26 protein-coding genes are annotated in these 21,756 nt (G+C 37.8%); 12 read left to right on the plus strand and 14 right to left on the minus strand.

Annotation, left to right across the window (positions count from 1 at the left end; translation table 11 throughout):
• Nucleotides 1–57 precede the first annotated feature (57 nt).
• Nucleotides 58–498, minus strand: a complete 441-nt coding sequence (locus tag SJW71_RS15750) for a Dps family protein (RefSeq protein ID WP_274796558.1) — start codon at nucleotides 496–498, stop codon at nucleotides 58–60.
• 219 nt (nucleotides 499–717) lie between these two features.
• Here SJW71_RS15750 and pepF point away from each other — a divergent pair, with 219 nt between their 5' ends.
• On the plus strand, nucleotides 718–2,535 hold the full coding sequence (gene pepF / locus SJW71_RS15755) for an oligoendopeptidase F (RefSeq protein ID WP_313470644.1): 1,818 nt from the start codon (nucleotides 718–720) through the stop codon (nucleotides 2,533–2,535).
• A 226-nt stretch (nucleotides 2,536–2,761) separates the two neighbouring features.
• Entirely contained in the window at nucleotides 2,762–3,745 is a 984-nt protein-coding gene (locus SJW71_RS15760; RefSeq protein ID WP_431811175.1) for an SEC-C domain-containing protein, read from the plus strand.
• Nucleotides 3,746–3,817: 72 nt separating this feature from the next.
• Here the strand turns inward: SJW71_RS15760 and SJW71_RS15765 are convergent, their stop codons facing one another.
• Nucleotides 3,818–4,009, minus strand: a complete 192-nt coding sequence (locus SJW71_RS15765) for a zinc-finger domain-containing protein (RefSeq protein WP_274796554.1) — start codon at nucleotides 4,007–4,009, stop codon at nucleotides 3,818–3,820.
• A 160-nt stretch (nucleotides 4,010–4,169) separates the two neighbouring features.
• Between SJW71_RS15765 and SJW71_RS15770 the strand changes: the two genes are divergently transcribed.
• The 4 genes from SJW71_RS15770 to SJW71_RS15785 all read left to right on the plus strand — a co-directional run bounded on the left by SJW71_RS15770 (nucleotide 4,170) and on the right by SJW71_RS15785 (nucleotide 7,085).
• Nucleotides 4,170–4,562 carry a ribonuclease HI family protein gene (locus SJW71_RS15770; RefSeq protein ID WP_274796553.1) on the plus strand — a complete coding sequence of 131 codons (393 nt, stop codon included), beginning with the start codon at nucleotides 4,170–4,172 and terminating at the stop codon, nucleotides 4,560–4,562.
• Between the two features lie 243 nt (nucleotides 4,563–4,805).
• A complete protein-coding gene (locus SJW71_RS15775; RefSeq protein WP_431811176.1) occupies nucleotides 4,806–5,603 on the plus strand; it encodes a transporter substrate-binding domain-containing protein in 798 nt (265 codons plus the stop codon).
• Nucleotides 5,604–5,670: 67 nt separating this feature from the next.
• Nucleotides 5,671–6,327 (plus strand): amino acid ABC transporter permease, encoded by a 657-nt coding sequence (locus tag SJW71_RS15780; RefSeq protein ID WP_431811177.1) that lies wholly within the window; start codon nucleotides 5,671–5,673, stop codon nucleotides 6,325–6,327.
• A gap of 11 nt (nucleotides 6,328–6,338) precedes the next feature.
• Nucleotides 6,339–7,085 (plus strand): amino acid ABC transporter ATP-binding protein, encoded by a 747-nt coding sequence (locus SJW71_RS15785; RefSeq protein ID WP_274796550.1) that lies wholly within the window; start codon nucleotides 6,339–6,341, stop codon nucleotides 7,083–7,085.
• 298 nt (nucleotides 7,086–7,383) lie between these two features.
• Here SJW71_RS15785 and SJW71_RS15790 read toward each other — a convergent pair whose 3' ends face one another.
• On the minus strand, nucleotides 7,384–7,485 hold the full coding sequence (locus SJW71_RS15790) for a putative holin-like toxin (RefSeq protein WP_396631770.1): 102 nt from the start codon (nucleotides 7,483–7,485) through the stop codon (nucleotides 7,384–7,386).
• Nucleotides 7,486–7,830: 345 nt separating this feature from the next.
• On the opposite strand from SJW71_RS15790, the gene SJW71_RS15795 reads away from it, so the two are divergent.
• Nucleotides 7,831–8,448 (plus strand): NlpC/P60 family protein, encoded by a 618-nt coding sequence (locus SJW71_RS15795; protein WP_431811178.1) that lies wholly within the window; start codon nucleotides 7,831–7,833, stop codon nucleotides 8,446–8,448.
• 304 nt (nucleotides 8,449–8,752) lie between these two features.
• On the opposite strand, the gene SJW71_RS15800 is transcribed toward SJW71_RS15795, so the two are convergent.
• Both SJW71_RS15800 and SJW71_RS15805 read right to left on the minus strand, forming a co-directional pair.
• On the minus strand, nucleotides 8,753–9,943 hold the full coding sequence (locus SJW71_RS15800; RefSeq protein ID WP_313471437.1) for an MFS transporter: 1,191 nt from the start codon (nucleotides 9,941–9,943) through the stop codon (nucleotides 8,753–8,755).
• Nucleotides 9,944–9,948: 5 nt separating this feature from the next.
• On the minus strand, nucleotides 9,949–10,347 hold the full coding sequence (locus SJW71_RS15805; RefSeq protein WP_274796544.1) for a MarR family winged helix-turn-helix transcriptional regulator: 399 nt from the start codon (nucleotides 10,345–10,347) through the stop codon (nucleotides 9,949–9,951).
• Nucleotides 10,348–10,502: 155 nt separating this feature from the next.
• On the opposite strand from SJW71_RS15805, the gene SJW71_RS15810 reads away from it, so the two are divergent.
• Nucleotides 10,503–11,057: a DJ-1/PfpI family protein gene (locus tag SJW71_RS15810; protein WP_274796542.1), complete on the plus strand. Its 555-nt coding sequence runs from the start codon at nucleotides 10,503–10,505 to the stop codon at nucleotides 11,055–11,057.
• Between the two features lie 34 nt (nucleotides 11,058–11,091).
• On the opposite strand, the gene SJW71_RS15815 is transcribed toward SJW71_RS15810, so the two are convergent.
• The 5 genes from SJW71_RS15815 to SJW71_RS15835 form a co-directional block, all read right to left on the minus strand.
• On the minus strand, nucleotides 11,092–11,418 hold the full coding sequence (locus tag SJW71_RS15815; protein WP_312507114.1) for a DUF3889 domain-containing protein: 327 nt from the start codon (nucleotides 11,416–11,418) through the stop codon (nucleotides 11,092–11,094).
• Between the two features lie 76 nt (nucleotides 11,419–11,494).
• Nucleotides 11,495–11,626, minus strand: coding sequence for a hypothetical protein (locus tag SJW71_RS15820; protein WP_274796540.1), 132 nt, complete (start codon nucleotides 11,624–11,626; stop codon nucleotides 11,495–11,497).
• Nucleotides 11,627–11,640: 14 nt separating this feature from the next.
• Entirely contained in the window at nucleotides 11,641–11,865 is a 225-nt protein-coding gene (locus SJW71_RS15825) for a hypothetical protein (RefSeq protein WP_274796539.1), read from the minus strand.
• Nucleotides 11,866–11,991: 126 nt separating this feature from the next.
• Nucleotides 11,992–12,828 (minus strand): type II pantothenate kinase, encoded by an 837-nt coding sequence (gene coaW / locus SJW71_RS15830; RefSeq protein ID WP_274796538.1) that lies wholly within the window; start codon nucleotides 12,826–12,828, stop codon nucleotides 11,992–11,994.
• 405 nt (nucleotides 12,829–13,233) lie between these two features.
• A complete protein-coding gene (locus tag SJW71_RS15835) occupies nucleotides 13,234–13,968 on the minus strand; it encodes an SDR family NAD(P)-dependent oxidoreductase (RefSeq protein WP_429979888.1) in 735 nt (244 codons plus the stop codon).
• Nucleotides 13,969–14,192: 224 nt separating this feature from the next.
• Here SJW71_RS15835 and SJW71_RS15840 point away from each other — a divergent pair, with 224 nt between their 5' ends.
• The gene (locus SJW71_RS15840) at nucleotides 14,193–15,014 is read left to right on the plus strand and encodes a squalene/phytoene synthase family protein (RefSeq protein ID WP_431811179.1); all 822 of its coding nucleotides are present in this window, start codon (nucleotides 14,193–14,195) and stop codon (nucleotides 15,012–15,014) included.
• A gap of 42 nt (nucleotides 15,015–15,056) precedes the next feature.
• Here SJW71_RS15840 and SJW71_RS15845 read toward each other — a convergent pair whose 3' ends face one another.
• Nucleotides 15,057–15,545, minus strand: coding sequence for a metal-dependent hydrolase (locus SJW71_RS15845; RefSeq protein ID WP_312507116.1), 489 nt, complete (start codon nucleotides 15,543–15,545; stop codon nucleotides 15,057–15,059).
• A 245-nt stretch (nucleotides 15,546–15,790) separates the two neighbouring features.
• On the opposite strand from SJW71_RS15845, the gene SJW71_RS15850 reads away from it, so the two are divergent.
• Nucleotides 15,791–16,417 (plus strand): nitroreductase family protein, encoded by a 627-nt coding sequence (locus SJW71_RS15850; RefSeq protein ID WP_322606288.1) that lies wholly within the window; start codon nucleotides 15,791–15,793, stop codon nucleotides 16,415–16,417.
• A 340-nt stretch (nucleotides 16,418–16,757) separates the two neighbouring features.
• The gene (locus tag SJW71_RS15855; RefSeq protein ID WP_322606289.1) at nucleotides 16,758–17,249 is read left to right on the plus strand and encodes a hypothetical protein; all 492 of its coding nucleotides are present in this window, start codon (nucleotides 16,758–16,760) and stop codon (nucleotides 17,247–17,249) included.
• A gap of 27 nt (nucleotides 17,250–17,276) precedes the next feature.
• Here SJW71_RS15855 and SJW71_RS15860 read toward each other — a convergent pair whose 3' ends face one another.
• Nucleotides 17,277–18,338, minus strand: coding sequence for a DUF1835 domain-containing protein (locus tag SJW71_RS15860; protein WP_322606290.1), 1,062 nt, complete (start codon nucleotides 18,336–18,338; stop codon nucleotides 17,277–17,279).
• A 140-nt stretch (nucleotides 18,339–18,478) separates the two neighbouring features.
• Between SJW71_RS15860 and SJW71_RS15865 the strand changes: the two genes are divergently transcribed.
• Nucleotides 18,479–19,648: a pyridoxal-phosphate-dependent aminotransferase family protein gene (locus SJW71_RS15865; RefSeq protein ID WP_431811180.1), complete on the plus strand. Its 1,170-nt coding sequence runs from the start codon at nucleotides 18,479–18,481 to the stop codon at nucleotides 19,646–19,648.
• A gap of 292 nt (nucleotides 19,649–19,940) precedes the next feature.
• On the opposite strand, the gene SJW71_RS15870 is transcribed toward SJW71_RS15865, so the two are convergent.
• On the minus strand, nucleotides 19,941–21,263 hold the full coding sequence (locus SJW71_RS15870) for a D-serine ammonia-lyase (protein WP_431811181.1): 1,323 nt from the start codon (nucleotides 21,261–21,263) through the stop codon (nucleotides 19,941–19,943).
• On the minus strand, nucleotides 21,253–21,726 hold the full coding sequence (locus SJW71_RS15875) for a YaiI/YqxD family protein (RefSeq protein ID WP_431811182.1): 474 nt from the start codon (nucleotides 21,724–21,726) through the stop codon (nucleotides 21,253–21,255). Before SJW71_RS15875 ends, SJW71_RS15870 begins: the two co-directional genes overlap by 11 nt.
• Nucleotides 21,727–21,756: the final 30 nt, after the last annotated feature.

Below are 21,756 nucleotides of genomic sequence, written 5' to 3' on the forward strand. Positions count from 1 at the left end.
AACAAAAAAAGCATGCTGGAGAGTAATTCTCCAACATGCTCTTTCTTACTACGTTATTTATTTGTCTAGGAAGGCTTTTAACATCCAAGTATGCTTTTCAAGGGATTGATACATCGCATTAAGTAAATCCTCTGTACGATCGTCCCCTTCTTCAGCTGCTAGCTCCATAGCGGAATTTAATGCTTTCATTAGCTTTTGGAAATCCGAAATTGTCGTTGCTACCATTTCCTCTGTTGTCTCATTTCCTGTCGCTTCCTCCACATAGGATAGCTCTAGATGTTCTTTTAATGTTGCCACAGGCTTGCCATCCTTTGAAAGAATACGTTCTGCTATTTCATCTAAATTCAGCGTTGTTTCATTATACAATTCTTCAAATTTTGCATGCAGTGTAAAGAACGCGTGCCCTTTAACATACCAATGATAATTGTGCAGCTTCGTATAAAGGACAGACCATGTAGCCACTAGCTTATTTAATTGTTTGTTTAAGTTTTGTGTCATAATGTATTTCTCCTCCAATGTGTCAATTGTTCTAGCCCTTAGTATGCGTTACAACTTATGTTGGCTATACACACATTGTTCCCGCCCAACAATATTTCAAACATTCTTCATAAGAATTGACCTTCCGCAAGAATATTTCAACTATTCTATTAAATTATTTCACTTTCCGAAATAGTTTCGTTATAATGAAATCACTTACATGTAAAGGGGTGTTCATAAATGGAAGTTTTACCATTAAGAAAAGATGTTGCAGTAGAAGAAACATGGGATTTAACACATTTACTAAAAAATGATGCTGATTTTGAACCTACTTTAGCGCAACTGGTTGACGATGCACTTCACTTTGAGCAGCAGTATAAAGGTACCATTACAGATGCACAAAAAGTAATTGACGTGTTATCTGCTTTTGAAGAGCTACAAAAGAGGTTTGTTCCGATTGGCACATATGCAAGCTTAAGCCTCGAAACAGATCGTACAAATGATGTAGCACAAATGCGTGCTGCGAAATTTAGTACTGCTATCGGGAAAGTCAGCAGTGCCCTATCGTTCGTACGCTCAGAATTACTGGCGTTGGATGAAGCAATTTTACAGGAAGCAGCTGCATCAAGCCCTCTTTACAAACGTTATCTAGAGGAACTGTTAAAGCATAAACCTCACCAGCTTCATCCAGAGGTCGAAAAAGCACTTGCAGCATTTAGTGCCACATTTGATGCTCCATACGAAACATACAATACGACAAAATTAGTGGATATGAACTTTGGCGAATTTGAAGCAAATGGCGAAAAACATCCACTAAGTTTTGTCTTATACGAAAATGACTGGGAATTTGAAGCCAATACAGATTTACGCCGTGCTGCCTTTAAGGCCTTTTCAAGTAAGCTCCGTGATTACCAGCATACAACAGCACAAGTGTATAACACGCATATTCAACAAGAAAAAACAATGGCTGACCTGCGAGGCTTTGACTCTGTCATTGATTATTTACTATTTGACCAAGATGTGGACCGTTCACTTTATAATCGTCAAATCGATTTGATTACGAAAGAGCTTGCTCCGCATATGCGTCGTTATGCCACATTAATTCAAAAAGCCAGTGGCATCGACCATATGACCTTTGCGGATTTAAAAATTGCGCTTGATCCAGATTATGACCCAAAATTATCAATGGCTGAGGCCAAAGAATATGTTGATAAAGCATTAGCAGTGATGGGTGATGATTATAATCAATTAATGGATAGAGCCTTTAATGAGCGCTGGATTGACTATGCGCCCAACAAAGGAAAATCAACAGGAGCATTCTGTTCAAGTCCGTATGGTAGCCACCCCTATATTTTAATGTCATGGAATGAACGCATGAACGAAGTCTTTACGCTTGTTCATGAGCTAGGGCATGCTGGCCATTTCGCAAATACGTATGAACACCAATCTTATCTTAACAGCCGACCTTCCCTTTATTTTATTGAAGCACCGTCGACTATGAATGAAATGCTGTTAGCCAATTATTTACTCACACATAATGATGATCTACGCTTTAAGCGCTGGGTGATTTCAAACATTGTTTCAAAAACGTATTATCATAACTTTGTTACACATTTACTAGAAGCCGCATATCAACGTAAAGTGTATGAATTAGTGGATGCTGGTGAAGCTGTCAATGCAACCATTTTAAATAACTTAAAACGCTCAGTTTTAGAAGACTTCTGGGGTGACACAGTCGATATTACTGAAGGTGCTGAACTTACATGGATGCGTCAGCCTCACTATTATATGGGCCTTTACCCATACACATATAGTGCTGGTTTAACGATATCTACACAAGTATCTCAACGTATTTTAAAAGAGGGAGATACAGCAGTCCAAGAATGGCTAGCTGTGTTACAGGCCGGTGGAACAAAATCTCCCGTAGAGTTGGCACAAATGGCAGGTGTTGATATCACAACGGACCAACCGCTTCGTGATACCATTGCCTATATTGGTCATTTAATTGATGAGCTTGAACGCCTCACACTAGAAATAGAAGCGGTACAACAGCAATAGATTCAATAGAAAACGATACTGCGCTTTAAAAGTGCAGATCGTTTTCTTTTTTAGTTCTAAGTAGAAAAATCCATACATATACTAGAATCAGGGCGTCCCTCTACATTTTTTAGATATTTCAAAATAGACAATCATTTTTCTTCATACAAAAGTACCGTTATTATTAATAGTACGCAAATTATTTAGCAATATACGATTAACAATGATTAAAGGAAGTGTTCTAATTATGGTAAAACGTAATGATCCATGCCCATGCGGTAGCGGCAAAAAATATAAAAAATGTTGTGAAGGCAAACAGCAAGTAACAGTGGAAACAGTACAAATCGAAGAACTAGAGCGTGTGCTACAAACATTTTACTTAGAATATCCTGATCGTAAAGATGTTCGTGCTTATATCGAGCATGTGGGCACATGGCAGCCTAAATTAGAGTGCGTTTTACAGCGTGAGCTGATTGAAGCTATCGCGTTAGACGACTTTTTCTTCCATCAAGAGCCATCTATTTGGAAAAGCTACTTAAAGAAAACAAAGAAAAAAGCTGTAAGACCTTCTACAGTTAAAGTACTTGAAAACTGGTCTCAGCCGACTTTATTTATCGGTACAGTATCTGTTGTTGAAGAAAAATATTTCAAAGCTAATCATTCCCTTACAAATGAAGAGCTATATATTCGTCGTGAAAATGACAAACCAATTCCTGAAGGTATGCATGTATTTGCCTTTATCTTACCAGACGGAACAAATAAATCGACACATTATTTAGCTGTGTCTACATTGATTTTCTTCCCTGAAGATCATGCGAAAGTATTTGAAGAATTCAAGAAAAAATTTGAAGCATCAGACAAGAAGGTTGGTACATTCTTAAAAGAAGAGCATCTTGCCTTCTGGGAGTTACTTGTATCCAATGGCTATAAAGGTGAGGAATTCACAAACTTTGAGAGCAATGTCCTAACACAAGTGAAGGACTTCTTAGAGCAAAATGATCGTGAAACAGCACCGATACTTGAGCTATTAGAGGACTATCTAATTGAAGGTCAACCAACTGCACGCAAAGAAGCAGCTATTGCAGCTGGTGCCATTCGCTATGGTCAGGAAAAGGAGCTGTTCGAGTCCCTTTCGATGACAGTTAAAGAAATCGCCGCGACATTTGATATTTCTGCTTCTTCTCTGACAAAGTATTACCAAGATTTAAGCAGCTATGCTGAAACGAAATAAACGTACAATTAAAGAAGCTACATGTTTAGCGTATTGCTAAAACATGTAGCTTTTTCTAATGTGCATGTAATCTTATTTACTATAAACTTTCAGAAGCTCTTCTCCTAAAAACTGTAGCTTTTCTCCAACTGAACAGGCCTCAATACAGAAACGATGAGCCCCTGGTTTACCACGTTCTTTACGCAATTGCTTGATGACTAAGCAATCCGCACAATACGTATCATGCAGTTCGTCAATATCCTTCATAACCGTCACTTTATCCATGTTGAACTCTCGCTCCTTCCACGTCCAAAATTCACTTCCTACTATTATGAAGCGTTCGATTTGAACAAGCAACTATTTTGTTTGTTCCATTTTTTACGGGCAATGATTCCCCTCCTTGTTGTACAATTAGAGGGAAGACACATTGCAAAGTAGGGATGTTATGTTAGAAGTTTATATCGATGCTGCCAGTGCAGGAAATCCTGGTCCAAGTGGTATTGGACTTTTTATTAAAGGGGAAGGCCATCATATCCAAATTAGTGAATATATCGGTGAAACGAACAACCATATCGCCGAATTTACAGCATTAGTACGCGGACTTGAAGAAGCGCAAAAACTAGGCTCTTCCCTTGTATCCGTACGCTCCGATTCCAAAATTGTAGTTGCTTCTATGGAAAAAGAATATGTCAAAAATGAGGAATTTAAACCTTATTTAGAAAAAGCTTTAGCACTCTCCACAAACTTTGATTTATTCTTTATCAAATGGGTGCCTGATTCACAAAACAAAGCAGCTGATGCATTAGCACGAAAAGCGATCCAAAGCAAAAATAGCTAACACCATTTCAGGGGACTGTCCTTCATGAACAGTCCCCTTTTCTTTTTCCCGTTTACTCAAATAATTACTATCCCCCAATTCACATTTTTTATGAATGTCAACTTTTTTATAAAAAATGCTAGAACATGCAGCTAATTTTCTGATTAATCCAAAACGATATTGACATTGATTAAACACGGTGATATCCTTTAACACATTAGTAGTTTAGCAAGTGAAAGTGATAGATTATAGGGGGAAACACGAATGAAACGTATAATAACTTTATTCATGATGCTAACAGCAGTCATTGTTTTAGCAGCATGTGGTTCATCGAAAGATAACAAAGCAGGAAAAGACGAAACAACTGCTGATCAAGAAAAGATTATTATTGGTATTGACGATAAATTTGCACCTATGGGCTTCCGAGATGATAAAAATAACATCGTTGGGTTCGATATTGATTTAGCACGAGCAGCGGCTGATCATATGGGTGTCGAAGCAGAATTCCAACCAATCGATTGGAAAACAAAAGAGGCTGAATTACTCAGTGGACGTATTGATTTAATTTGGAACGGTTATACCATTACAGATGAGCGCAAAGAAAAAGTATTATTTACAAAGCCTTATCTCGAAAACGCTCAAGTTGTTATGACAAAAGCAGATTCAAAGATTTCTAAACTAAGTGATCTAGCTGGACAAGAAGTCGGAATTCAATCCCTTTCTTCTGCATCCGATGCATTAAACGGTCACCCAATTCACAAAGAAGTAAAACAAATTACAGAGTTTGCAGATAACGTTTTAGCTTTATCCGATTTAAAAACAGGCCGTATTGATGCCGTTGTCATTGATGCTGTTGTTGCAGAATATTACATGACACAGGAGCCTGATACATTCAAATTATTAGAAGAATCACTGGCACCTGAACAATACGGAATTGGTGTGAAGCCTGGCAATGAAGCATTGTTGGAAAAACTACAGGCCGCATTAGACAAAATGAATGAGGACGGTACGTCAGCTGACATTTCAACAAAATGGTTTGGTGAAGATAAAGTATTAAAGTAAGGACATGATACAACATCTGTAAGAGTTTCCTTAGTGAAACTCTTACTCTTTTTGGAGGGACATCGTTATGGCGGATTACTGGCAAACTATGATATGGCCGATGCTAGAAGGTGCGAAAATGACGGTTTTACTGTTTATTATCGCTATTGTGGTATCGATTCCATTAGGCTTTTTACTAACTCTTGCGGTAAAAAGTCGCATTAAACCACTCGCATGGCTTGCACATACGTATATATATATCATGCGTGGTACACCACTTTTACTACAATTATTATTAATTTGTTTCGGTTTACCTATGCTACCAGTAATCGGTGAATATTTAGTGCTCGATCGATTTGTAGCCGCTTGTCTCGGCTTTATTTTAAATTATGCTGCCTACTTCGCAGAAATATTCCGTGGTGGTCTTCTAGCTATTGATAAAGGACAATATGAGGCAGCACAGGTACTCGGCTTATCTAAATGGCACACAACAACACGTGTCATTTTGCCACAAATGTTCCGCGTTGCTTTACCAGCTTTATCCAACGAATCAGTTACACTCATAAAGGATACAGCCCTGCTCTATGCAGTAGCAGTTCCAGAATTACTGCATTTTGCACAAACCGCCGTGAATCGTGATTTCACAATTATGCCTTTCTTTATCGCTGGCACTATTTACTTAGTTATGACTCTTGTCTTAACAATGTTCTTTAAAGGGCTAGAAAAACGCTTTAAATTTGAATAGAGGTGACACAAATGGCATTGATGGAAGTAACAAACTTGAAAAAATCCTTCGATCAGGTGGAGGTTTTAAAACAAATTACATTTACAGTTGAGAAAAACGATGTCATTGCTGTCATTGGTCCATCGGGATCTGGGAAAAGCACAATGCTTCGGAGCTTAATTTATTTGGAAGAAATTGAGGGAGGGAGTATTTTAGTTGATGGTGATTATCTTGTGCGAAATGGAAAATATGCTAAACCACAGGACATTAAAACGATAACAGCTAAAATGGGCATGGTCTTTCAACACTTTAACCTATTCCCCCATCTAACAGTTCAGCAAAATCTCGAAATGGCCCCGCGCTTATTAAAAACTGAGTCGTCTGAAGCCATTACGAGCCGTTGTCTAGATTTGCTGAAAAAAATTGGGCTTTCCGACAAAGCAAACGCCTACCCTGCCAATCTTTCCGGTGGTCAAAAACAACGTGTTGCAATTGCCCGTGCCTTGATGTTGAATCCTCAATTACTATTATTTGATGAACCAACTTCAGCCTTAGATCCTGAACTAACGGGCGAAGTCTTAAAAGTCATGAAAAGCTTGGCAGAAGACCAAATGACAATGATTGTCGTTACTCATGAAATGGGCTTTGCCAAAGAAGTAGCCAACAAGGTTGTCTTTATGGATGGTGGAGACATTATCGAAACCGGTCACCCAGACAACTTCTTTACCAACCCACAAAACGACCGCACAAAAGCGTTTTTACAGAAGAATCTTCATTAAATTGAATGGAGAGCTTGTATATGCAGCTCTCCTTTTCTCTCACTATTAACATTCCGCTATCTAGGTTATTGGTCTAAGAATACATTTTGTTATGTAAGTCCAAACGAATTAAATTTTACACTATTTGAAAAACACCATATACCCATGTTATAATTCTTAGTGAAGAAGTATATAAATTTAATAAGACCATTCGGTGTGTCAGCACCAAATGGCCTTTGTAACAAGATGAATCGCTTCAAAGGCGATTTGCAATGAGAAAAGAAGTAAACCTACTCACAGCTTGCGAGGCCGGGGCGGTTTACTTTTTTTGTGTAAAAGTAAATGACAATGCAATGACCGAAACTATAAGTGTTGAGAAACTTATAGAAACCATTATTGCTTCAAAAATAGTCATTGGCATCAACTCCTTTCTCTTCAATAAGTTGAATGAGATAGGTTAAAATTGTGCCAACCGCCCATGAAACCTCTATCTAGTTACCTCTCTATTATACCATATTTGACCACCAATTCCCTTTTCATACCAACAAAAATGTTCCATCTGATGATAGCATATTTTTCAAATTGCCAAGATAGAACATACATGCAATTGATAATTCTACCCTACGAATGCCCTAGAGAATTAGAAAAAACAGTATCTCACTCTAAAAACGACTCTACATTGTTATTTAATTGACATCCATCTGTAATACTACAATGTTATAATCAAATTCGTATCAAATTGTAACTTTGTAGGAGGAATTAAAGCATGAAGAGCATTAAAAAGTATAGATGGGGCATGAAGTTAGCGGCATTGGCATTAAGCTCATCCGTACTTTTTTCAACAGTAGAATCAGCATCAGCTGCAACCTATACCGTTCAGTCCGGCAATTCTTTATGGAAGATTGCCACGCAACACGGTATTTCCTATCAAACATTAATGAACGCCAACCATTTATCGTCTTCCACGATTTATGTTGGACAAAAGTTAACAATCAATAAACAACTATCCTCAGTATCGAACACGACATCCAAGGTACTACAGGTAGCTAAACAGCAACTCGGTGTTAAATATACTTTCGGTGGAGCAAAGCCAAGTACAGGCTTTGACTGTTCTGGATATATTACCTATGTCTTTAATCAGGCTGGTATTTCAACTCCACGCAAAACGGCTGCCGGTTTTTATCAGACAGCTAAAAAAGTAAGTACCCCTCAAATCGGAGATATCGTGTTTTTTGCAAATACATATAAGGCAGGCATCTCACACGCAGGCATTTATATTGGTAATAATCAAATGATTAATGCGAGTAATAGTGGTGTGAGTGTAGCCAACATTAATAGCACGTATTGGAAGAAGCATTTCGTAGGATATGGACGTTTGAAATAATAAAAAGTCAAAATTTTAGCAAAGGTTGTACAGTTAAAATAAATGTGCCCACTCTTCTAGAATAATTGACATTTGTGCTGCATGTTGATTGGAGTGGAGCCAGCGCCACTCCTAGGGGATTAGCGTCACAGATGAGACCCTGGAGCGAACGCAAGTGAGTGAAGCGGCTCATCGGACGCCCCCTGGAAAGGACGCTGGCGGAACGGAAATCTACCCCTCGCCTTGCTAAACGTTCTTTTACTGCTAGTAACATTTCTTATTGCAACAACATGAAAAAACAGTTGGGACTCCCCCAACTGTTTTTTTATAGATTGATCACTTTTTTTGGTTTTATTTTAGCTAAACGGATTAAATAAATAATAAAGACAACGCCAAGTAAGCATGCGCCTGATAAATAGACAGATGCATAGCCTGCTTGTACGGCTACCATTCCTAAAATATACGAGCCTAGGGCAATACCAAGGTCAAACATTGTAAAGTAAGTAGCGGTTGCGTATCCACTACGCTGAATAGCTGTTGATTGCACGGCTAATGCCTGCAAGCTTGTCGTCACAGAGCCGTAGCCAAAGCCTACAAAAATGGCTGCACATAAAAATAACACGGGACCTTCTACAAATGCGAGCATGACCAGTCCGATGGCAAAAGAAATGATACCTGGAATAATCACAAATTGCGGTCCCTTTGTATCATAGAGTTTTCCTGTAAATGGTCGTGTAATAAGCATGGCTGCCGCAAACACAGCATAAAAGAGACTAGCTACAGCCATTAAATCCTTTTGCTGTGCATAGACCGATAAAAAAGATAAGACACTTGCATAAGAAAATGCCACTAAGCTAGCAATTGCTGCTACCGGGAGTGCCTTCCGTTCAAATAGATCATTAAATTTAAAGGTTAATTTCCCTTCATGGTCAGGTTTCGGTAAATCATCGGTATTGACCGTTAATGCTAAAATACCTCCTGCTAAAATACAAATACTCATGACAATGAATAATACATTAAACGTGCTGTATTGTATTAATAGTAAGCCAATAAATGGCCCTATTACGACAGCTAGATTTGTAGACATTGTAAAATAGCCTAAGCCTGCACCTTTTCGTTTAGCGGGAACAATATCTGCTGCTAATGACCCTGCAGCTGTAGTAATAATACTAAAGAAAATCCCTTGAATAAAGCGAAGACCTAGTAAAAGTCCAAATGGATGTACGAATAAATATAAGACAGTACAAATAAAATAGCCCACGATCGATAGGACTAGCAATTTCTTCTTACCAAATACATCTAGTAGTTTCCCTGAAAACGGACGTACAATAATGGCTGATAATAAAAAGCCTGACAATAATAGTCCCGCTTCCTTATCTGTCTGGTGGAGCTCACCTATGGCATAAAGTGGCAAAGTCGTTACCAGTCCATAAAAAACAAAAAATACCGAGATATTTGTTAAAAAGAGACTGATGAAACGCTTCGTCCATATTTGTGTATTTTCTTCTTGCTGCATGTTAATCAACCTTTCATTTTTTCCAGTAACTTAATAAATTGTTGCTGTTCCTCGGCAGTTAGTGAGCCCACCATTTCTTCCTCAAATGCTAAAATGGTTGCTGTGATTGCTGGTAAACGTTCCACAGCTTGTGCAGTTAAGGTCACAATTTTTTCTCGCTTATCCACTCCATCTAATCGTTGGACCCAGCCTAACGCCTCAAGTCGTGTAATAGCTCTTGTGATACTTGGCGCTTCTACATTTAAATATTTCCAAATTTGCGTTAACGTCATAGGGCCGTTTTTATGTAGGCAATATAAAATAGTCCATTGTGAGCTATATAATTGATGCTGCTTCAACACTTCATTTAAGCAGTTGGTTAAATACCGGCTTTTTTGAAATAAAGCATGGAATATGGGATTCATGATTCTACCTCCTAAAAAATTATTTACCTAGCTAAATAAATACTATACGCTTCCTTTTTTTCTTTGTAAAGTCTGTCATTTCGAAAGGTTAGCAGGAAATTTTTTGCATATGTCGAATAAAGCTAGTAGATTCACTATGTAAAGGAGATGGAATGATGGGGAAAAAAGTTTTAATATTAGCAGGAGATGCAGTAGAGGCTTTAGAGGTTTTTTATCCTTATTATCGTTGTCTAGAAGCAGGCTATGATGTCACAATTGCAGCACCTTCAGCAAAAAAATTACAAACTGTATTACACGATTTCGTCGAAGGCGTCGATACATACATCGAGCGTCCTGCCTATGGTTTAGAGGCACATACTTCTTTTGCAGATGTTGATCCAACACAATTTGATGGACTCATACTTCCAGGTGGGCGTGCGCCAGAATATATTCGCTTAAATGAGCATGTGCCAGCATTAGTGAGCCACTTCTTTGAAACGAACAAACCGATTGCAGCAGTTTGTCACGCAGCACAAATTTTCGCGACCATTCCTGAAGTGTTAAAAGGACGAGAGCTTACTGCCTATATTGCCTGCAAGCCAGAGGTGCAAGTAGCAGGAGCAACTTATATTGATGCCAACCTCCATACAGATGGCAATTTAGTAAGTGGGCATGCATGGCCAGATTTACCAGGATTAATGCGTGAGTTTATTCATAAGCTAGAAGGATAAAGTACAAGGATGCCTAAAATTAGGCATCCTCTTTTTATGAAGAACTTTCTTGAAATTCAATTTTCTCCACTTCTTGCGTTGCGGTTAAATAGCTAATTTTTACATGGACACCAAATTCCTTGTCAGGTTGCTTGAGCCAAAGCTTAAATTTCTCAATTGTTGACAATCCATGTACTTCTTTGCCTTCATGCAAATAATCTACAATTTGAGCAGTAGGATATTTCGACTTTACCTCTTTGATGGCTAGTTGTCCCCATTTTGCATAGGCAGGCACTTCTTGTTGTGCATGTGCAGTCGACATAGGAAGCGGTAGAGAATGACTTACAAAAAGAAGTCCAAGCATGACAATAAATTTTTTCACTTCCATCTCTCCTTACTGTATGAAGAGGCTAATAATGCAAAAAATAAGTGCTCCAAATGATTTGGAGCAACTTGATTTATTGTTTTGGCTGTTGAGGATTATTATGAATGACTTGGTTAAATTCTGCTGAATATTCCTCACGATCATTCTTTTTATGTGTATCTTCCTTCTTTTTCTTTTTAAAGCTTGTTTTACTCTTTTTTGCCATGATCCATACCCCCGCTATTTTGTTTTATTAGACTGTTGGTTTTTATCATGATTCGTTTTATTATCTTTATTTTTGGCCTTCGCATCAAATTCTGCTGCAAACTCTTCGTTCAAGTTGTCATTCGGATTGTTATTATTGCTATTACTGCGATCGAGGTCTTTGCTTTTGTAGGTACCAAATGGATTATGCGTTCTCATATTCATTGTTTTACTGTTGTTTCGATTATTACGCTTGCCCACGTAACTTCACCTCCTACATGTAATTTGTTCAGCTAGAGACGTTTTAATGTAGGTAAGTTTCTTCGCTAATTGTAAAAAAAATGAACATGACTAATCTACGTTAGTCATGTTCATTCTCATCTGTCTCTAGACAATTGTATATTCCGTTATATTAAGCAATGCTCCGACTGCTCCTGAAAAGCCATGATCGTTAATAAAGACAGGTGTATGTTTCTTTGTGCGTGTATAATTGGCAATTACTCGGGCAAGATGATCATTATTACTAAGTGTTGAACCAATATAAACAATATGCTGAACATTTTTCTCTTCTGCATATTGAATACTGAGTGTTGTGATGACTTCACCAACAAGTCCCTGTACGGTCGCAATAATATCTTCAGCGGGATGCTTCATTGACTGAGTTATACCCACTTTTCCAAAATTACTAGCAGTTAAATGACCATCAATTGGTGTATCCATCCCTTGATATATATCCTTCACCAATAAATCAATACTTTCACGATTGCCATTGGCAGCCATTTCTCGTATTTCATTATAATCTGTAATGCCTGTTGTAAGCGCTGACAAACCTATTAATGTCCCACCACCAACGCCTGTCCCTCCAACGCGAATATGGGTATTGTCTTCCATGTAATGAATGGAGGTACCTGTTCCAATATTCGTAATCATACTACGCTCAAAAAAGTACCCTTCTTTATTTAATAAAAATCGGACACCCTTTAATGTTGCTTCAAATTCCACTATATAATGAATCGATTTCATTGTTTTAATGACATCAAGTAATTGTTCTGTACGTCCCCCCGTAACACCAATATCCTCAATATCTGGATGATCAATAATCCAAGATTTCACAGATTGCAAATCATTAGACGGAAAGGTTGTTAAAACAAGTTCATTGTTTTGATCTAAATAGGCAACCTTCGTTAATGTGCCACCTGCATCAATACCTATAGCCTTTGGCATACAATTCTCCTTTGTGTTTATTACGTAACTTCCTATGACGGTTTACGCGATGATTCAGGCAATTACGACCATAATGCCTCTTTGGTGTCATGGATTTTGCAAGGAGTTTTTTGTGCCAAAATCCTGACCAATACATTCGTTCATTCAAAAGCTAAATGCTTAGTACAATCCCCCAAAATCGTGTTATGACATTTTCGCCCTTTCTAAACTTTAACGCTGTTGAAATGATTGTGCAATAACTTCGTAAACTTTCATGAAAAAATCACGAAAAATATCAAAATATTTCTAATGGACAGCTGTTTTTTGACGAATTTCTATAGCTTTATCATCATTCTACTAGAAAAACAAAAAAAGTGAAAATGCACTGCTTGAGCAGGCATTTCCACTTTCATCATACATGTTTTATTAACGAGCTGAATAACCACCATCAATAACAAGCTCCGCACCTGTGATATAAGAAGCCTCATCTGATGCTAAAAATAAGATAGCATTCGCCACTTCTTCAGGTTGACCTAAACGACCCATTGGTGTCGCTCTTACTAGCATGTCCATCGCTTCTTTTGCTTCTGATAATTTAGCCGTCATTGGTGTCTCAATAACGCCTGGGAAAACAGTATTGACACGAACATTGAACGCACCTAGTTCTGACGCAGCTGCACGAGCAATAGCACGTAAAGATCCTTTAGAAGCTGTGTAAGCATTGAATCCTGCGCCTATAATCGCTGTGTAAGACGATGTATTTACAATGGAGCCTTTTCCCGCTTCCTTCATATAATTAGAAGCATGTTTAATACCGAGGAATGGACCAAAAGCGTTGATATTATGCATAAGTGACCAATCGGATTGTGTAATTTGATCGGGTCCCTTTTCAGATGAAATACCAGCATTGTTAATTAAAATATCAATACGACCATATTTGTCGACAATCGCTTTTGTTACTTTTGCCCAGTTTTCGTCAGAAGAAACATCTAACTTCATTCCCTCTACATTGTCTACCTCAGAAATTTTTGCTAGGTTTTCTTCATTAATATCAGCTGCAATTACTGTAGCGCCCTCTTGTGCAAACAATTTAGCCATCGCTGCGCCCATACCAGAAGCTCCACCAGTAATCATAGCAATTTTATTATTTAAACGTCCCATTTCTTTCAACTTCCTCTCTTTGACATGTGGTTGTACTAACATAAATCTATACTTTCTGACCACATAAAAGGTATAGATTTAAATAGTTTACTATTAAACTATATCATTTTTAGTAAACGTTTTCAAAGAATATCGCTTTAAAAATGAACAATCTGTTTTATCTTTCCCTATTTTTACGATACGATATACTATAGATGTGGAACCATTTGAACGGAGGAATACGAGTGAAAGATCAAAAAAGACTTTACAAAGAAGCGATGCAGGTTTTAAAAGATACAAGCCGCACGTTTTATATACCGATTACTTTTTTAAAAAATGATTTAAAAGTATCAGTAGCTGCTGCCTATTTAGCTATGCGTGCCATTGATGAAATTGAAGATCATGAAGAGCTTTCAAATGATGTGAAATTTGATTTACTAACAACAACGAGTGAATTATTAAAAGATTCATTTAATGAAGAGGCTTATCAAGCATTATTAGCTCCATATGCTGATCAGCTTCCTGAAGTAACACTGCGTTTAGCAGATTGGCTAACGTTTTGCCCGGAAGAATCACGCAAAATTGTCCAAGCTTCCACAAGTGAAATGGCTTTTGGTATGGCGAAATGGGCTAAGGCCAATTGGCAAGTACGTACACGTGAGGATTTAGATGACTATACATACTACGTGGCAGGGCTTGTAGGGACGATGTTGTCTGAGCTTTGGGCGTGGGGTGCAGACGTTCAAACGGATCGTGAGTTAGCGATTGGCTATGGTCGAGGGCTTCAGGCCGTCAACATCTTACGAAATCAACATGAGGATTTAGATGAACGTGGGGTTAGCTTTGTTCCCGAAGGTTGGACACGTGAGGATTTATTTGCCTATGCTGAAGAAAATTTAGCTAAAGCAGATCTATATATGAAAGATATTAATAAACGTACAATTCTATTGTTCTGTCGTTTACCACTTGCCCTAGCTCATAAAACTTTAAAGGCTATGCAAGAAGGTCGTGAAAAAATGACACGTGCCGAGGTAGAGCAAACAGTGGAAGAGGTTCAAGCTGACTAATATGATGAAGCCCCAGTAAATTTATACTGGGGCTCTCCTTATTTATATAGAATAAATAAATCTTGCAATCAATTCATAGCTCAAATAGATGGACAGCATTGACAATAACATAAGCACAATCCCCTCCACCTTACTACCAGTTTTCGTCGTCAGTGGAAAACGAATGGATACAGACGCGGGGAAAAATAGTTTAACTCCCTTCTTAGTGCACATATCAAGCACAATATGACTTGCCATCCCAACAATAACTCCAATAGAAATGGCTCTATAAGGAATCAACGTATGTAATATCAACATCACTAACAATAGAAAAAGTAAGCTATGTGTAAAGGAACGATGCCCAAACACAGTATTGACAAGTTTCGCTATGATAGGAAAAGTTCGACCAATTTTACTACCTCTATGACATATATCTGGAAGTAATGCTCCGATAACACCTGCACCTACTAAGATAAGTGGGTTATCATTTGAAAACTGTGCAAAGGCAAGACTTGCAGTGATGCCCCCAACAATATGGGTATTCCCTTGCATAAATTACTTCCACTCCTTCTCTCTCTCTATTTTTCCTTATTAATGTAACACATTATCTCGTAAAAGGGAACATATATTCCGAACATACGATCGAGAACTTTAAACCTTAGCGCTAATTATAGCAATGGGAAGAAATCACAGAGTTATTGAATTCAAGATTCTCAAATTCAAGCAATTCACTTGGAAAATCAATCCCTTTATCGTATAGTAAAAAATGCATTACACGAACGAAGGAGATTGGAATTATGACAGTGACTAAAAGTTATCTAAATAAAATTATGCATGACCGTAAATCTGTTCGCAAATACGATGAAAATTATAAAATTCCTCAAGAACAATTAGAACAATTGCTTACAGAAGCAACGTCTGCTCCATCCTCTAGTAACATGCAGCCTTGGCGCTTTTTAGTCATTCAAGACGAGGCAACAAAAAAAGAGCTACGTGCTATTGCCAACAATCAAGAACAGGTTGAAACTTCCTCCGCTATTATTGCCGTTTTAGGTGATACAAAAATGTACGAGAATGCAGAGGCTATCTATACAAAAAATTTTGATCTAGGCTATATCAATGAAGCAACAAGGGATTTAATGATCAATAACTCTATAAACTTGTATTCTCAGCTTCCACAAGAAGTTTTAAAAAATATCGTGACATTCGATGCAGGTCTGATTTCCATGCAAATCATGCTATTAGCAAAAGATATGGGTTATGATACCGTTCCGATGGGTGGATTTAATAAAGAAGCCTTCGCAAAACGCTTTGAATTAGCCGATCATATTGTACCTATTATTTTAATCGCCATTGGCAAGGCTTCCGCTCCTGCTTACAATTCTTCTCGTATCGAGCTAGAGCATATTGCTAAATTTATTTAATTCAGTCGAAAAAATCACCTCACTTTAACGTAAGGTGATTTTTTTTGCATTTTATGAACCCCCTCCATCATAGGATAGTAATGTTTTCTATAGGGGAAACATTGAAAAACACAATTCGCTAAAAATAATTCTCCAAAACTAGCATACTCTTTCCATAAAGGATATTTTTTGCATTTTTGCATTTACTACTCAAAAAATCATCATCAACATTTTAGAAAAAGCGAATGTCCTAGTACATTTGTGCGATTTTCACTAAGTATCTTATAAAAATTGTTGTAGATTTACCACTTTAGGATTGTTATTATTAGGAGGTATTTTTTTATGAAAGGAGGTTTTACTGATGAACTATAATGATTCGTATTATTACAATGATTTTGATGCAGCCATGGGTGGTTTATTTATTATATTTATTTTAGCAGCTCTTGCTTTAGGTTTAATCGCCTATATTATTAGTGCACTAATTTATTTTATGACGTCTAAAACAAATGGTTTTGCAGATGTAGCCTATATCGCTTGGATTCCTATTATTAATGTATACAGTCTTTTCCTGCTGACAGCTAGTGGCGATAGCCGAGAAACAGTACGTGCCACAGCTTTAAAAAATACGCTCATTTATGCGGGCTTGATCATCGTTTCGTTTATACCTATTATTGGCATACTTGCTTCTTTAGGTGCAGCAGGCTTTACATTATACTTCTCCTACCGATTATTTTATCGTTGGTGTGGAGAATCAGGGAAAGCCGTGCTTTATACAATTCTAATGATTATAACAGGCGGCTTATTCTTTGCTATTTATGGTTTAATGCGTATGAACAGACCATTTGTTGCCTAATAAACCGTTCAAAAACCTCTTCATGCCTTAATGCTGAAGAGGTTTTTGGCGCATTTTTACTTGATAATGGTGCATAGATTTAGGGATGCCTTTTAATTCAAATACACCACTGTACACTAAATAACGAATTCTATATTCAAGAAAGAAGATATTTGGAGGAGCCTCCATTTTAGTTAAAAGCTCTGAAATGAGTGCCCCTGTTTGAATATAATCGATGGTTCCTTGCTGCTGATGAAGTTGTTCTAGCCTTGTTATTATCAATGAATCATAGGCGTTCACTGGAACCGCCTGAATTTGTTGATGCAACCAGAGGCGTAACACCTCTTTTGTCCTCGCTAAACGTTCCCATTGCTGCTGAAATAATAGATGTGCATTAGCAGACAAGCTTATTTTGTCATACTGTTCTACATTCCAATGCCGATTGCTAACACGCTCTTCCCCAGTATTGATAAGATAGATTTCATTCGTTTTTTCACGTAATAAATAAAGGAAAAATCTAAGTCCACATTGTTCTTCTATATTGTCTCCATACCATATGTAAATTGGTAAATGACGCGGAATATCCTGTATTTCTCTTATCGTATTCATGAAATGATGATAATTCACAAAATCATCCATACCATCATTTATATTTTCCATTAACCATTCATGGCGAAATGCCTGTCCTCTTTTTTCATCAAGCTTCCATAACGGACCTATAGACAAATCATCTGGAAACCCAATTACATATTTCGGCGGTGCAAGTGCTACTCGTAGTGAGCCTGCTACGGATTCGGAACAGACAATATGTACCATTGGGGCTGTCGTTGTTGTCAAAACTTTCTGTTGTTGAATGGTATCATTAATAATGTCTACAAAAAGATTTAGATGATCTTGCTCTACCATCAAAGTCCATCCCTCCTTTGGACTGCTTCGTTCATGTCGAAAAGCAGCAAATGATTCAAATGGTTGAAGTTCATATGCCTCCCATTTCCCTCTCTCCACCACATCATCTATCGTGATATAATTTAATGTTTGAATTTTATAAACCAAGACCTGATTTGCTTCGTACAAAAAGTAGATAAATGGATAATGCCTCATTGTCTCCATAGCTTTGACTCCTTTTAGGAAATTGTATCATAATGACAATCTCTTCCATCATTTTTCAAAAATATAGCTAGCAGATATAATAATTATGTTATGATTATAGTTAGAAAATTTAGAATTTCTTTCAAAGGGGACTGATATTTGTGTATGAAAATATTTTAAGACATCCTGGGCCAACACCTATTCCAAAAAAGGTTCAGCTTGCGATGAATCGTGATATTTTTAGTCATCGAAGCGCTGAATTTGTGGAATTATATCGAGAAACAGTCGAATTAGTAAAACCTATTTTTGGGACAAAGCAAGATATTTTACTACTCCCATCAGGTGGCACAGCTGCTCTAGAGGCAGCTGCGGTGAATACGGTTTCAGCTGGTGAACATGTGGTCGTTGTTACAGTTGGAGCTTTTGGTGACTATTTTGTTTCGATTTGTGAAAAATACGGCTTCAACGTACATAAGCTTGAAAAAGAATGGGGTCAAGCTTGCACGGCTAATGAGTTACGGGATTTCTTACAGCCATTAAAGGATATTAAGGCTGTTTTTATCACATACAATGAAACTTCCACTGGTATTTTAAACCCGATCGCTGAATTAGCAAAGGTCGTTCGTGAAGAAACAGCTGCATTATGTATCGTCGATGGTGTAAGTTGCATTGGTGGTGCTACTGCTGAGATGGATGCTTGGGGAGTCGATATTCTTGTTACAGGCTCTCAAAAGGCGATGATGTTGCCACCAGGGCTTTCTCTTGTTAGCATAAGTGAAAGAGCTTGGCAAATCATAGAAGAAAATAAAACCCCATCCTATTATTTAAATTTATTGAGCTATCGGAGCTGGGCAGAAAAAGGGATGACGCCAAATACGCCTACTATCACACTTATCTATGGACTTCATGAGGTTTGTAAGCTAATCGAGCAGGAAGGTGGCTTTGATACAACTGTTGCCCGACATGAATTAATGAAAAACATGGTCCGTAATGCGATGAAAGCACTGAACATTGACCTTTTAACTGACGATGAGTATGCATCCCCGACAATTACAGCGATCATGGCTCCAAAAGGGATTGATCTCAATGATTTCTTAACACATTTAAAACAGCATTATCATTTAGATTTCGCTGGAGGGCTTGGTCATTTACAAGGGAAAATTTTCAGATTTGGTCATATGGGCTATTGTTTCCCTAGCGATGTATTACAGGCAGTTTCATTAATGGAAGCAGCACTTCAAGACTTTTCCTATGATTTTGAGCCAGGTGCTGGTGTGCGAGCAGCTCATGAAGTATTTTTAAGTGCTCAGCGAAAACAGCTACAGCGATAATTATTAAGGTTTCTACACATAAGTTAAAAAAATGTGTATAAAAAATAAGTATTGACCCATACTATTAACGATTTCACTTCAAATCCAATGACTAGGAGGGTTAACCCGATGAGTGGGATGGATTGCAAACTCTGAAGGTCCAACAAAACTGAATGTAGCTAAAGCACGGTTGTCTTATTTTTAAGATACAATGCGAAAGCGAGGCAGTGTGTCATGGAGCATTTAAAGTAAGTGAGAATCAAGCCTAGAAAGAAATTTCTAGGCTTTTTTAATGCCTATAAATAGTTAATGGTTATAATGTTGTCTGTTTTAAATAGTCCTCACGCATTTCCTTCGGCACCATACTTCCACCTGTCGCCCATACAATATGAGTAGCTTGCACCATTTTGTCGGTTACATGATGCTTTTCTAAATATTTTTGCCCGTTTTTCATTAACTGGATCGGTCCAAACATTCCTGCATGTGCGGATGGCTCTAAAAATAGCTCCTCAGACTCCATTGCTAATGCTAGTGAAGTAAATAATTCCTCATCTTTTACCGTATAACATCCGCTAATATACGTGTCCATTACTTTTCCAACGAATTTAGAGGCACGGCCGACTGCTAGACCGTCTGCTTCCGTCTTATTGTCTAAGCCAATATCCTCTACACTTATTTCATCATGTAAACCTGTCATTAAGCCTAGCGTCATACAAGGAGATGCGACGGGTTCTGCAAAGAAAATATGCACATGCTCGCCGAATAGTTCTCGCAGTCCATAGGCAACCCCACCTGGCCCTCCACCTACACCACATGGTAAATAAACAAACAAAGGATGCGCTGAATTGACTGTTATATTAGCCTTTTCTAATTGACCTTTTAAACGCTTTGCGGCTACTGCATAGCCTGCGAATAAATCCTTTGAGTTTTCATCATCAATGAAATGGCACATTGGATCTTGTATAGCTTCTTGTCGGCCCTGTTCTACCGCCACACTGTAATCAGCCTCATATTCAATCACTGTCGCTCCCTTTTCTCGTAGCAAGTCTTTTTTCCATTTCTTGGCGTCGCTCGACATATGTACTACGACATTAAAGCCGAGCTTCTTGCCCATAATGCCGATACTTAAACCTAAATTTCCTGTAGAGCCTACTGCAATTGTATAGTGTCGGAAAAATGATTGAAATGCCTCTGTAGCTAAGACTGCATAATCATCCTCTACTTTAAGCTTTCCACTTGCCAAAGCAAGCCTTTCTGCGTGTTTTAATACTTCATAAATTCCTCCACGTGCTTTGATTGATCCAGAAATCGGTAAATTATGATCACATTTTAACAGTAATTGGCCAGGTATTGAGACATCATACCGTTGTTCAAGGGCATTTTTCATCTCTGCCATTTCCTCAATAGTGGATTCAATCAGACCATCACTTTTTACAAGCTCAGGAAAGACTACTTTTAAATATGATGAAAAACGCTGCAATGTTTCTTCCGCATCCTCTACTTCAGACATAGTAAAGTGCATTGTCTTTGGTTTTTTCATCCGATTTGTATTTTCCCAGAAAACAGTATCCTTCTTTGCTAGTTCCTTCAGCTGTGGATATTGCTCCAATAGTTCGTGATTACGTTCATTTTTCACCTGTAGATTCCTCCATTTTAGTAGCTAAAATTGCTCGTTCACAAATTTGTCGAAATTTCCTTTCAAACGAAATATTGTTTTCTTGTGTTCTTTTTTTAGGTCCCTTTGTTCGCCCACCTGCCCTTCTAATTTTTTGACCAACATGACGCATATCGAGCAAACGTTCGATATTTTCATCAGACATTTCTCGTCCATTTTGATCGATCGGATATCCACCTCTTGCTAAAACCATTGCTGCTAACCCGTAATCCTGTGTAATGACAATATCATGTTTTGAAAGCGCGTTCACAAGCGTAAAATCAACCGAATCCGGACCTTTCGGAACAGTAATTGTTATTACATTATCACGTTCAACACGGTGAGATGTATCGCAAAATAAGATAGTTTCTATCTCATATTCAGATGATATAGATAGCGCCAAATCCACTACTGGACAGGCATCAGCGTCTATTAGAACCTTCACAATAAAGCATCATTCCTTTCTCGAAATTAG

It is taken from the genome of Lysinibacillus sp. FW12 (genome assembly GCF_050817245.1).
Taxonomy (GTDB): Bacteria; Bacillota; Bacilli; order Bacillales_A; family Planococcaceae; genus Lysinibacillus; species Lysinibacillus irui.